The organism is Pacificibacter maritimus, from assembly GCF_003814915.1.
Classification (GTDB): Bacteria; Pseudomonadota; Alphaproteobacteria; order Rhodobacterales; family Rhodobacteraceae; genus Celeribacter; species Celeribacter maritimus.
In genome coordinates, this window is the sequence record NZ_RKQK01000001.1 from 307,628 (window position 1) to 319,990 (window position 12,363).

At 52.1% G+C, this 12,363-nt stretch carries 15 protein-coding genes; 10 read left to right on the top strand and 5 right to left on the bottom strand.

Translation table 11 applies throughout. The annotated features are described in order from the left end of the window. Positions 1-55: 55 nt before the first annotated feature. The 5 genes from grxD to EDD53_RS01405 all read right to left on the bottom strand — a co-directional run bounded on the left by grxD (position 56) and on the right by EDD53_RS01405 (position 4,930). A complete protein-coding gene (gene grxD, locus EDD53_RS01385) occupies positions 56-418 on the bottom strand; it encodes a Grx4 family monothiol glutaredoxin (protein WP_123791411.1) in 363 nt (120 codons plus the stop codon). A gap of 52 nt (positions 419-470) precedes the next feature. Continuing rightward, on the bottom strand, positions 471-701 hold the full coding sequence (locus EDD53_RS01390; RefSeq protein ID WP_123791412.1) for a BolA/IbaG family iron-sulfur metabolism protein: 231 nt from the start codon (positions 699-701) through the stop codon (positions 471-473). A 75-nt stretch (positions 702-776) separates the two neighbouring features. Beyond that, a complete protein-coding gene (locus EDD53_RS01395; RefSeq protein ID WP_123791413.1) occupies positions 777-1,262 on the bottom strand; it encodes a hypothetical protein in 486 nt (161 codons plus the stop codon). Positions 1,263-1,357: 95 nt separating this feature from the next. Beyond that, complete coding sequence (gene purL, locus EDD53_RS01400) at positions 1,358-3,517, bottom strand: phosphoribosylformylglycinamidine synthase subunit PurL (RefSeq protein WP_123791414.1); 2,160 nt, start codon at positions 3,515-3,517, stop codon at positions 1,358-1,360. A 513-nt stretch (positions 3,518-4,030) separates the two neighbouring features. Next, positions 4,031-4,930: a LysR family transcriptional regulator gene (locus EDD53_RS01405; RefSeq protein WP_123791415.1), complete on the bottom strand. Its 900-nt coding sequence runs from the start codon at positions 4,928-4,930 to the stop codon at positions 4,031-4,033. Between the two features lie 348 nt (positions 4,931-5,278). Between EDD53_RS01405 and murI the strand changes: the two genes are divergently transcribed. The 10 genes from murI (at position 5,279) to EDD53_RS01450 (ending at position 12,357) form a co-directional block, all read left to right on the top strand. Continuing rightward, the gene (murI, locus tag EDD53_RS01410) at positions 5,279-6,091 is read left to right on the top strand and encodes a glutamate racemase (RefSeq protein WP_123791416.1); all 813 of its coding nucleotides are present in this window, start codon (positions 5,279-5,281) and stop codon (positions 6,089-6,091) included. A gap of 102 nt (positions 6,092-6,193) precedes the next feature. Then, positions 6,194-7,222: an N-acetyl-gamma-glutamyl-phosphate reductase gene (gene argC, locus EDD53_RS01415; protein WP_123791417.1), complete on the top strand. Its 1,029-nt coding sequence runs from the start codon at positions 6,194-6,196 to the stop codon at positions 7,220-7,222. Between the two features lie 29 nt (positions 7,223-7,251). Further along, positions 7,252-7,701 (top strand): cytochrome c maturation protein CcmE, encoded by a 450-nt coding sequence (gene ccmE, locus EDD53_RS01420; RefSeq protein WP_123791418.1) that lies wholly within the window; start codon positions 7,252-7,254, stop codon positions 7,699-7,701. Between the two features lie 80 nt (positions 7,702-7,781). Further along, positions 7,782-8,393 (top strand): holin-associated N-acetylmuramidase, encoded by a 612-nt coding sequence (locus tag EDD53_RS01425; RefSeq protein WP_123791419.1) that lies wholly within the window; start codon positions 7,782-7,784, stop codon positions 8,391-8,393. Further along, the gene (locus tag EDD53_RS01430; protein WP_123791420.1) at positions 8,384-9,010 is read left to right on the top strand and encodes a holin family protein; all 627 of its coding nucleotides are present in this window, start codon (positions 8,384-8,386) and stop codon (positions 9,008-9,010) included. The genes EDD53_RS01425 and EDD53_RS01430 overlap by 10 nt, the downstream gene beginning before the upstream one ends. Then, positions 9,003-9,182 (top strand): hypothetical protein, encoded by a 180-nt coding sequence (locus EDD53_RS01435; RefSeq protein ID WP_246002135.1) that lies wholly within the window; start codon positions 9,003-9,005, stop codon positions 9,180-9,182. The genes EDD53_RS01430 and EDD53_RS01435 overlap by 8 nt, the downstream gene beginning before the upstream one ends. A gap of 29 nt (positions 9,183-9,211) precedes the next feature. Next, the gene (locus tag EDD53_RS15020) at positions 9,212-9,337 is read left to right on the top strand and encodes a hypothetical protein (protein ID WP_281277918.1); all 126 of its coding nucleotides are present in this window, start codon (positions 9,212-9,214) and stop codon (positions 9,335-9,337) included. Next, entirely contained in the window at positions 9,334-9,756 is a 423-nt protein-coding gene (locus EDD53_RS01440) for a hypothetical protein (RefSeq protein ID WP_123791422.1), read from the top strand. Before EDD53_RS15020 ends, EDD53_RS01440 begins: the two co-directional genes overlap by 4 nt. A gap of 184 nt (positions 9,757-9,940) precedes the next feature. Then, positions 9,941-11,911, top strand: coding sequence for a heme lyase CcmF/NrfE family subunit (locus EDD53_RS01445; protein ID WP_123791423.1), 1,971 nt, complete (start codon positions 9,941-9,943; stop codon positions 11,909-11,911). Beyond that, positions 11,908-12,357 carry a cytochrome c-type biogenesis protein gene (locus EDD53_RS01450; protein ID WP_123791424.1) on the top strand — a complete coding sequence of 150 codons (450 nt, stop codon included), beginning with the start codon at positions 11,908-11,910 and terminating at the stop codon, positions 12,355-12,357. The genes EDD53_RS01445 and EDD53_RS01450 overlap by 4 nt, the downstream gene beginning before the upstream one ends. Positions 12,358-12,363 lie beyond the last annotated feature (6 nt).

Here is a 12,363-nt window from a genome sequence, read left to right on the forward strand (position 1 = left end):
TGAAAAAGGCGGGAAAGATAACTTTCCCGCCTTTTTAATTTTTTAAATCTGATGCTTACGCGTTTGCTGCGCGCACTTGATCTGCTTTTTCTTTGTCGAATGCGACGCCGTTTGTTTCAAACAATGTGTCCAATTCGCCTGACAAAGTCATTTCAGTGATGATGTCACATCCGCCAACAAACTCGCCTTTGACGTAGAGTTGTGGGATGGTTGGCCAATCTGAATAGTCTTTGATGCCTTGGCGAATATCGGCGTCAGCCAGAACATTCACATCGTGATAATCAACGCCCATAAAGTTCAAAACGCCAGCCACGCGGGATGAAAACCCACATTGCGGCATCATTTTATCGCCCTTCATGAACAAAACGACATCGTTTTCTGTGACGGTCTTTTGGATCGTGGCTTGTGCGTCGGACATGGGTCCACCTTTCGATTATGCGCCGCGCATCACGCGGCAAATTCGGTCAATATTATTCGGGGGCGCGTGTAGACAGCGCCAAAGCGTGCAGATTGCCGCTATCAATTTCGGCTTTCAAAGCTGCGTTGACCGCACGCTGTTGTTGTACGCGGTTTTTGCCGCGAAAGCTTTCATCAATCACTTCGGCTGCGAAATGTTGTCCGTCATCGCCTTGCACGACAATTGATGCGTCAGGAAAAGCTGTGCGGATTAGGGTTTCGATATCTGCGGCAGTGATGGCCATTAGGCGCTCCTTCAAGGGATCGGTGTTAGGGGAAATGTAAGACGCTGCGCGCGTGCCTGCAAGGTGCAGTCGTGATTAAGATGTCTGTGTTTTTGCCACGGCTTTTAAAAATGTGTTGAACCGCTTGCGCAAACTATCGGTATCGGCCCAAACGCGCGATGTGCGCGCAATCAGGGCAATGCGTTCTGATTCCAGCGCATCTGGGAGTGATTTCGCACCAGCTTCGACCAATTGTTGCAACCGTTCATGCAAGGGGCGTAGGTTTTCGAAATCGCGCATCATGGCAAAGATCAATTCGGGGTGGTCTTGCCATGTTTCACCGTTAAACCGCATTTGCGTGACCCTTTGACCAGCCCCTGCGCAATCGAATTTGATGCAGCCTTCGAAACCTTTATCTTTTAAGTCGGCATGGATTTTGCAGCGATGCGATTGATCAAGGTTGGGGCAGGGCGTGCCTGAAGGTTTGTCGATGGCAAAGTCATCGCCTTGTTGAAATGACAGCCCGATACAGCAAAGTCCAGCGCATTGGCTGCAATCGGAAGTGAGCTGGGGAATATCCATAGATCCGTCCTTGGCTGTTTTGGGGTGCTCTGGGCTGTAAATGCATAAGGCCCGCACGATTGCGCGGGCCTATAGGATGTATCTTAGATGACAGTTTAGGCGAAGGTTTCAGCGAATGTGCCGTTGAAGACTGCGCTGAGGGTCGCAAGTGGTGCATCTGATCCGCCAAGTTTCACCGTGTCACCGCCGAACTTACCAACGGTTGTTAGTGTGACGCCCGCTTGACCCGCTGCAACCATGAGCGCTTCGGCTTGATCGAAAGAACAGGCCACAAGGTAGCGCGCTTGATCTTCGCCAAACAATTCAGCCGTGTCACCGCTGTCCAATGTAAGGCCAAGGCCAGCTTTGTCTGCCAGTTCGAATGCCGCCAAAGCCAGACCACCATCTGACAAATCTGTGGCCGCATTGATCAAGCTCCGGTTGGCTTTAAGGAATTCACCGTTGAGCTGTTCGAGGGCCAGATCGACATGGGGCGCATCGCCGTCTTCGCGGTTGAACACTTCGGCCAGCAAAGCAGATTGACCCAGATGCGTGCCTGTGCCGCCAATCACAACGGCCAGATCGCCGTCATTTGCCAGACCTGCGATCAATTCATCTTCATTTGCAATCAGGCCAACAGCGCCGATGGTGGGGGTTGGCAAAATACCAACGCCATCGGTTTCATTGTACAAGGACACGTTGCCAGACACGATGGGCATATCTAGGAATTTCACGGCTTCGCCGATACCCTGCAGGGCGCCCACGAATTGGCCCATGATTTCAGGCTTTTCAGGGTTGCCGAAGTTCAGGTTGTCGGTCGTGGCCAGTGGTTTCGCCCCGACGGCTGTGAGGTTGCGGTAGGCTTCGGCCACGGCTTGTTTGCCGCCTTCAACAGGGTTGGCTTTGACGTAGCGCGGCGTCACATCCGATGTGAAGGCCAGCATTTTTGGCGTGTCATGCACGCGGATCACGCCCGCGCCAAGGCCAGGTGTGCGCACAGTGTCGCCCATGACTTGGCTGTCGTATTGCTCATACACCCATGATTTATTTGCGTAGTTTGGCGATGCAAGCAGGGCTTTCAAGCCGTCGATTGGATCAATGCTAGGAACATCCGCCAAAGGTTCTGCCGCAGGTGTTGGCACCCATGGGCGATCGTATTCTGGAGCTGATGAGGCAAGTGTCGACAAAGGCAAGTCACCTTTGACTTCGCCGTTATGCATGATCAAAAAGCGATCTTCTTCAAGGGTTTCACCAACGATGGCAAAATCCAGATCCCATTTTTCAAACACAGCGCGCGCTTCGGCTTCAAGTTCTGGTTTGAGCACCATCAACATGCGTTCTTGAGATTCTGACAGCATCATTTCATAGGCGGTCATGTTGAGTTCGCGCTGCGGCACGTTTTCAAGATCAAGACGCACGCCCAATTTGCCTTTGTCCCCCATTTCAACGGCAGAACAGGTCAATCCAGCGGCGCCCATGTCTTGGATCGAAATCACAGCGCCTGTGGCCATCAATTCCAATGTGGCTTCCATCAAGCGCTTTTCGGTGAAGGGGTCACCGACTTGCACTGTGGGGCGTTTTTCTTCGATTGTGTCGTCGAATTCAGCTGAGGCCATAGTTGCCCCGCCCACGCCATCACGACCTGTTTTCGCGCCCAAGTAGACTACAGGCATGCCCACACCAGAAGCGGCTGAGTAGAAAATCTTGTCGGTGTCCGCCAAGCCAGCTGCAAAAGCGTTCACAAGGCAGTTGCCATTGTAAGCAGAGTGGAAACGCACTTCGCCGCCAACAGTCGGCACGCCGAAACAGTTGCCGTAGCCGCCCACACCTTCGACAACACCGTGAACCAACTGCTTAGTTTTGTGGTGCTCTTTGACGCCAAAGGACAATGAGTTCATCGCCGCGATCGGACGCGCGCCCATGGTAAACACATCGCGCAAAATGCCGCCAACGCCAGTCGCAGCACCTTGGTATGGTTCAATGTAAGAGGGGTGGTTGTGGCTTTCCATTTTGAACACAACGCATTGACCATCGCCGATATCAACGATGCCTGCGTTTTCGCCTGGACCGCAGATCACTTGGGGGCCATCGACAGGCAGGCCGCGCAGATGTTTCTTGGAGGATTTGTAGGAACAATGTTCATTCCACATGGCCGAGAAAATGCCGAGCTCGGTGTAGGTCGGCTCGCGGCCCATGATTTCTAAGATTCGCGCATATTCTTCGCCGTTCAGGCCATGTGCGGCAATCAAATCATCGGTAATTTTCGGATCGGTCATGGAAAGTCCCCCAAAAGGTGATCAGAGCCTTGCGCAGTGCATCACTTGTACTTGCGCTAAAGCATGTCTCAGTCAGGCGTTCTCTTAGGCTATCGCTGGCCTTTGGGAAAGAGGGCAGATGCAGGGAATCTGCCTGAAGCGATGCATTTTACGCCTATATGAAAGATAATCGCGCGAATCTGCGGCTAGGGCGCTTTGAGCGGAGAGGAATTCGGCAGGGGTGCATACATCAAGTGAAAAAAAAGGCCGAGCATAAGCTCGGCCCAAGTCCAACAGGGAGGTGAAGCTGCTAAGAGTTTCCTCTATCAGCCGCTTCGATGACTGATTTATGTGCGCTTTGTGAATCCTTCAAGGGCGAACTGTTAAAATAGGCGCAAAGCCGCTATGCGCATATTGCATATCGGTGGCGGTATATAGTGAGATTCGAATGACAAGGCGCGCCACGCGTCTTTGTGTATCGCGCGGGTGGCGCGGCACTTAATCTATTTGCAAAACGTCAAGCTGGGGCGCTTGCTAGCTGTCATCACGCAAGCGGCGACGATAATCTGTGATTTCTGAGGTTACGAAATCGCGGAACACTTCGATACGCTTAGAATGGCGCAGCTCTTCGGGGTAGGCCAAGAAAACAGGTACTTCGTTGCTTTCTACATCCTCCAAGATACGCACCAACCGTGGCGCGCTATCGACCAAGTAATCTGGCAAAACACCGATTCCAAGATCATTGAGCACTGCTTGCAAGACGCCAAAGTAGTTGTTTACGAACAAACGTGATTTGGCAGTGTGTTCGGTTAGTTCGTGCGTCAAGCTTGCGCCTGCTGCCACTTGTGCGGATGAAGGGTTTTGCGAGATCAGGCGGTGGTCGCCCAAATCGTCAAGATCTTTTGGTGTGCCGTATTTATCCAAATAGCTTTGTGTGGCGAACATACGCATACGAATGTTCATCAAGCGTTTGCGGATCAAATCTGCTTGTGACGGCTCTTTCATGCGGATGGCCACATCGGCTTCGCGCATAGGCAAATCCAACACGCGTTCTTCTAGCATGAGATCAATCGTTAGGTCTGGATATTTATCGTAAAGCTTGCTCAGGCGTGGTGCCAGCCAAAGCGTGCCAAACCCCGTGGCGGTTGTGACGCGCAGTTCGCCGTAGACTTCTTCTTCGCTGTCTTTAATGCGGGCTGCGGCTGCATCAAGGCGCTTTGCCATGGCGCGGGTTGCGTCAAATAGCAATTCACCTTGTTCGGTTAGAATAAGACCACGCGCATGGCGGTGAAACAATGTCGTGCTAAGCGATTCTTCGAGCGCACGTATCTGGCGCGAAACGGCGGATTGACTTAGGTGCAGCGTATCGCCTGCATGTGTGAGTGATCCTGCATCTGCAACTGCATGAAAAATGCGTAACTTGTCCCAATCCATACCCGAAACCTTTTTCCTCTTCCTCTGACAATATAAGTGCAACTCACCTAAAAGCGAGGATTTTGCGCTCTGTGACGGGTTTTGCACGGGATGCGCAAGGGAAGAATGGCATATTTGCATAGGTTTCACTAAGATTTTTCTGATTTGATCGATCCTTGCGCGTTTTGCTGCCTTTAGCGCTGAAATGACCTGTCAAAATCATTGAAATTGGGGGCGTTTTTCCTGTCACAATCGCGATGCATGTCGCCGCACCCCCTTGACGAAGGCGGTCAAGGAGATGACGTTGTCACGCAGATATAACAAAAGCGAAGACAGCTTCGCGCAGGGGTCTAAAGGACCAGTTTTGATATGGCAGTTGGTATTTTTGACAGTGGTCTTGGTGGTTTAACGGTTTATGACGCGGTAAATAAGCGCTTGCCCGATGTGCCATTGGTCTATTTCGGCGATAACGCACATGCCCCATATGGTGTGCGCGATGCGGATGACATTTACGAGCTCACAACGAAAGCTGTCGAACGCCTTTGGGACGCGGGCTGTGATTTGGTGATTTTGGCGTGCAATACTGCCTCAGCTGCGGCTTTACGTCGGATGCAGGAAAGCTGGATTCCGAATGACAAGCGCGTCTTGGGCGTTTTCGTGCCGCTGATCGAAGCCCTGACTGAACGCAATTGGGGTGACAATTCGCCCCCCACTGAGGTGGCTGTTAAATCCGTTGCTTTGTTTGCCACACCTGCCACCGTGGCATCGCGTGCGTTTCAGCGCGAATTGGCCTTTCGGGCAATCGGTGTCGATGTCGAAGCGCAAGCCTGCGGCGGGGTCGTGGATGCGATCGAAGATGGCGATATGATTTTGGCCGATGCATTGGTGCGCAGCCATGTCGATGCACTCAAACGCAAGTTGCCCAAACCTGATGCGGCGATTTTGGGCTGCACGCATTACCCTATTATGGAAAGCGAATTCCAAGACGCTTTGGGCGCGGATGTAAAAGTATTCTCACAGGCCAATCTGGTTGCCGAAAGCTTGGCCGACTATCTGGACCGACGCCCCGAAATGGTTGGGAAAGGCACGCAGCGTTTGTTTTTGACCACGGGAGACCCTGCAAAAGTCAGCCGCGGTGCGACGCGTTTTTTGAAGCGCAAGGTTGAATTTCAAAACGCGTGATCAAAGTGACGCGTGGCCCGCAATTGCGCTTTGCTGTGACTGTCCTTACATAGGGCGCATTGGCATAAGGCTGGGCCTTATATTGGATCAAAGAGAGACCACATGACCTATAAAATCGCTATTCTCGGTGCCTCTGGCTATACGGGTGCTGAACTTGTTCGTTTGATTTCCACCCATCCTATGATGGATATCGTGGCCCTGTCTGGCGACCGCAAAGCGGGCATGGCGATGTCTGAGGTCTATCCGCATCTGCGTCATCTTGATTTGCCTGCGCTTTGTAAAATTGACGATATCAACTTTGCAGATGTTGATCTGGCTTTTTGTGCCTTGCCCCATGCCACATCACAGGCTGTTATTTCGAAACTGCCAACAGATTTGAAAATCGTCGATCTGTCGGCTGATTTCCGTCTGCGTGACCCTGAAAGCTATGCGAAATGGTATGGGCAGCCCCATTCTGCCATAGAGATGCAAAAAGAAGCTGTATATGGCCTGACCGAATTTTACCGCGACGAAATCAAATCAGCGCGGCTTGTGGCTGGGACTGGCTGCAACGCTGCGACAGGTCAATTCATCCTACGTCCGCTTATCGGCGCGGATGTGATTGATCTTGATGACATTATTTTGGATCTCAAAGTCGGTGTCTCTGGCGCAGGGCGGTCATTGAAAGAACCTTTTTTGTTTGGCGAATTGCACGACAATGCCTTTGGCTATTCTGTTGGAGGCAAACACCGTCACTTGGGCGAGTTTGATCAAGAGTTTTCCAAAATTGCGGGGCGCCCTGTTGAAATTCAATTCACACCGCATTTGATTCCCGCCACGCACGGTATTTTGGCCACGGCCTATGTCAAAGGCGATGCGCAAGTGATCCATGAGACTTTGGTGGCGCAATATAAAGACGAATCTTTCATCGAAGTGCTGCCCATGGGGGAAGTGCCTGCGCTGAAACATGTGCGCGCCTCCAATTACTGCCATATCGGAGTGGTCGCAGATCGTCGCACTGGACGCGCTATTGTGATAGCCGCTTTGGACAATTTGACCAAAGGATCATCAGGCCAAGCGCTGCAAAATGCCAATTTGATGTTGGGCTTGGATGAAGTCACAGGGCTGACTTTGGCACCTGTCTATCCGTAAATCTTGCGCGTAATTGTCGAGGGTCTCCAATGAAAAGTTTGAAAAAACAACGTCGCATTCAGATCATTTCCGTGGCTGTCGTGGCGCTTGTGCTTGCGACTGCTTTGATTGGTTTTGCCTTTAAAGATGGAATCAACCTCTTTAGATCCCCCACGCAAGTTGTGGAAGATCCGCCCCGCAAAGGCGAGGTGTTTCGCATTGGCGGCTTGGTGCTTGAGGGCAGTTTGGTCCGTGGAACGGGCACTGCTGTAACCTTTAGCGTGACCGATACAACCACAGATATACCCGTGAGATTTACGGGGGTTTTGCCTGATTTATTTGAAGAAAATCAAGGCATGATCGGCACAGGCACACTGCAAGATGGTGTCTTTGTTGCCTCAGAAATTTTGGCCAAACATGACGAAACTTACATGCCAAAAGAAGTCGTGGATGCGCTGAAAGACCAAGGGGTTTTTCAACCCTCAGCTGATCCTGAATAGAGCGCTGCCGAACGCTCTGGTCCGGCAGCGTTAACTATTTTCAGTCAGCCTGAACTCATCAAATTGGTGGGTTTGGGCATATGAAAACGATACAAGACATAGCGAATGAAATTATCGCTCGTGAGGGCGGTTACGTTGATGATCCTGATGATCTGGGCGGGGCAACCAAATTTGGTGTCACGATTGGCACCTTGCGCAGGCTAGGCATCGACAATGATGGTGACGGCCGTGTTACCTCAGCGGATGTGCGGCTGATCAGCAAAGAACAAGCTTGCGACATCTTTGTGGACCATTATTTCAATGGACCACGCATTGATGAATTACCGAAAGTTCTGCACGCCAGCGTGTTTGATATGTATGTGAATGCAGGATCGAATGCGGTGCGCATTTTGCAACGGCTTTTGGTCGATATGGGGCAACGCATCGTGGTCGATGGCGTCATTGGCCAGCAGACCATTGAAGCCTGCATGATTGCGCAATCCCTTGCACCCGATCACCTGAATGACGCCTTTGGCATTGCACGGCGCAATTATTACTACGCTTTGGCGGATAAGCGCCCCAAAAGTCGCAAATATGCGCGCCGCCGCGATGGGGGCAAAGGTGGCTGGATTACGCGGGCCGAAGAATTCATCTCTCGCCGCTATCATTTAACCGATGCGGAACATGCAGCGCGGGTGGCGTCATGGGGATAGTTTCTTCACTGGCACAGCTTGTATTCGGCGGTTCGCGAAATGTGATCAAAGAAACAGCTGAAGTGTTTTTAGAAAATGCGGAAAATGGGTCTGCACGCGAAACCCAGTTGCGCGCTGCTGCAATGGATCAATTCGCCAAAGAATTCGCCATTGCACGCACAGGGCGCTTTGATCGGTTTATGGATGGTCTCAACCGCATTCCGCGCCCTTTGATGGCCTTTGGCACCATCGGGCTTTGCGTCACGGCGATGGTCAATCCGATCTGGTTTGCCAGCCGTATGCAAGGGATCGCGCTGATCCCAGAACCCTTGTGGTGGCTCATGGGGGCGATTGTCAGCTTTTATTTCGGTGCGCGCTATCAGGCCTCTGGGCAAGATTTTCAACGCTCTATTGCAGCAACCGTTGCTCAAGCGCCAATCGTGACGGCGAATATCCGATCCTTGGAGGCCCTGCGCGCCTTAGAAGCGGGCGCATCGGCACAAGCCAAACCGATTGGCCAAAGCCCCTATGTGGCGGGGCCATCGAGCTCGCTTAGGCAGATGGCTGACAGTGATGTTCTTGGCTTTGATGCAGAAAATCCAGCACTGATGGCATGGAGGGGTAAACATGATGAGTGACGCGCTGATCAATGCTCTGTCGGATCACGGGCCTTGGGCTATCATGGTTTTTTTCCTTTTATACAGAGACTTACAAAAAGATCAGGCCACACGGGCTGTTCTGGACAAAAATTCGCAGATCTTGATCGAGATGACGACGATGATCCGCGAACGCTTGCCGCGAGGGGTGTGAAACTCATGATCACATGTCTGAAAAAACATATGACAGCCTGCAAAACTGCGCTGCTGGATTTCCTTGCAGGGAATGCGTTGGCACGGGCTGTAAGTCGCAACCAAGACGCAGCGCAAGCCTTGGATGCGGCCGTTAAGGAGATGTTGAAACAATGAAACAAGCACTGACTTTATACAGCGTGATCTTGATCATCGCCCTTGCTGGCATGCTGTCCTTGGGGCCCGCGCAAATGGTTTTGGTAGGCCACGGGGCAGTGTCTATCTTGGCTTTATTAATCTCAGGCACTTTTCTGTGGCTTTGGCAAGTGCGCGCCACGCCTTTGGCTTTGGGCATGTCCTTTAGTTGGGCGGGGCTGGGCCTGACACTTGGCTGGTGGTGGGCCATACAGCTGCGCATGAGCGTTGACTGGGGGCTTGAAGCTGCGGTTTTGTTTTTCTTCCTGTCTTTGCTCATGGCTGGCGCAGTGTTGCATTTCGCTGTGATCCAAGGGTCATTTGGCTTTCATGGAATGAGCTTTTTGGTGCCAGTTTTGGGCGCAGTAATGCTGTCTCTAGGGGTTCTTTTGGTGCTGTGACACCCGTATAGCACAGTACCAAAAGATGGGGTGAGGCAGTGAGAAAGGGGGCAATTGGCCTCCTTTCTTGCATGTTTGGCCTCACTTCTTTGCGACATGGTAGCGCATCCCATTGGCGCGCTGCGCCAAGCAGGGTACAACTCTCAAAACAGCCGCTGTGGCTGCAGTTTGGGGAGAACCTTGCATGTTGGTCGAACTTGGACATTTTGCACTCATATTGGCGTTTTTCGTCGCAATTGTTCAGACTGTTGTCCCTTTGATTGGGGCGCAATCTGGTCGACGCGTTTTGATGGATTTCGCTGCTCCTGCGGCTTTGGTGCAATTTGTGCTGGTCTCCTTTTCCTTTGCCGCGCTGACCTATGCTTTTGTTTTGTCAGATTTTTCTGTGAAACTCGTGGTTGAAAATTCGCACACCCTGAAACCGATGCTGTATAAAATCGCAGGCGTTTGGGGCAATCACGAAGGGTCTATGCTGCTTTGGATTTTGATCTTGGCGCTGTTTGGTGCGGCCGCTGCCGTTTATGGCGGCAATCTGCCCAGCACCTTGAAAGCGCGCGTTATCGCAATCCAAGGATCAATCGGCGTTGCCTTTTTGGCCTTTACCCTTTTCACATCGAACCCGTTCACGCGTTTGGCGCGCCCGCCTATGGACGGCCAAGATTTGAACCCCTTGCTGCAAGATCCTGGCCTCGCGTTTCATCCGCCGTTTTTGTACTTGGGGTATGTGGGCCTTTCCATGACCTTTTCCTTCGCCGTTGCCGCCCTTCTAGAAGGCCGTGTTGATGCGGCATGGGGGCGCTGGGTGCGCCCTTGGACATTGGCCGCTTGGGTCTTTTTGACAATCGGCATCGCTCTTGGGTCTTGGTGGGCCTATTATGAACTCGGCTGGGGCGGTTTTTGGTTTTGGGATCCCGTTGAAAACGCATCCTTTATGCCATGGCTGTTTGCCGCCGCCTTGCTGCATTCTGCGATCGTGGTGGAAAAGCGCGAAACCTTGAAATCTTGGACGATCTTATTGGCGATCCTTGCCTTTGGCTTTTCCTTGATCGGCACATTCTTGGTGCGCTCTGGCGTGATCACTTCGGTTCATGCCTTTGCGAATGATCCCGAACGCGGGCTGTTCATCTTGATGATCCTTGGCGTGTTCATGGGCGGGGCCTTGATCTTGTTTTCCTTGCGTGCTGCCGCGATGGAAGCCAAAGGCGTTTTTGCCCTCGCATCGCGTGAAACTGCACTGATTATCAATAACATCTTGCTGGCAGTGGCCGCTTTCGTGGTCTTTATCGGTACCATTTGGCCGTTGATTGCCGAAGCCTTTTGGGATCGTAAGCTCTCTGTCGGCCCGCCATTTTTTGACGCGGCTTTCACTCCATTTTTCACAGCCCTCGCAGTTATCCTGCCTATCGGTGCGATGATGCCATGGAAGCGCGCCAAAATCGGAACTGCACTGCGCAAACTCTTACCATCCGTGATTTTATCTGTGGCGATCTTAGCGCTTATCTATGTGATTCAGACTGGCAAATCTTTGCTGGGGCCAATTGGTCTGAGCTTGGGTGTTTGGCTGGTTGCAGGTGCCACACAAGACATTTTATCCAAACTTGGTAAAACCCGAGATTGGTCGCGATTGTTGCGTTTGCCGCGTGCTGATTGGGGGCGCTTGTTGGCCCATGGCGGCTTGGGCATCACCATCGCGGGCATCGCGGGTCTGACGGCTTGGACCATCGAAGATATCCGCGTCATGAAGATCGGCGAAAGCTTTGAAATCGCAGGTTATAACCTTGTCTTGGACAATGTGTCCCGCAAACAGGGGCCAAATTACATTACGACCATGGCCGATATTTCGCTGTTTAAAGACGAAACGAAACTCGCAACGCTTCATCCCGAAAAGCGTAACTATCCCGTTGCACAGATGCCCACCACTGAAGCAGGGATCGATTCTGGGTTTTTGCGCGATGTTTATGTGGTGATCGGCGATGTGCAAGACGGCGGAGGTTGGGCTGTGCGCACCTATATCAAACCTCTGGCCAACTGGATTTGGGGCGGCACCATCATCATGGCGCTCGGTGGTTTGATGTCTTTGACAGACCGCAGATACCGCGTGGCCGCAGGCGCGCGCCGCGCGAAGCGCCCTCTCAAAGGAGTGCCTGCCGAATGAGATACTTTGGCCTGATCCTAGCTTTCATTTGCGCTTTACCCGCTTATGCCGTGCAACCCAGCGAGGTGTTAAATGATCCTGTGCTTGAGGGGCGCGCGCGTGAAATTTCCAAAGACCTGCGCTGTTTGGTCTGTCGCAATGAGAATATCGACGAATCTAATGCGCTATTGGCACAAGACCTGCGTATTTTGGTGCGCGAACGCCTTGTTGCAGGAGATACGGATGCTGAGGTGATCGACTTTGTGGTCGCCCGCTATGGCGAATATGTTTTGCTAAATCCAACGGTTTTGGGCGCAAATCGTTTGTTATGGATCGCTGGGCCTGTCATGTTGTTCACCGCCCTTGGACTGGTGGCCGTGTTCATTCGTCGACGTCAAACCGAAGATGCGTTGGATGAGCTCTCTGACCAAGAAATCAAGCGTCTTGAAAAGATTTTAAAGCAATAAAACACG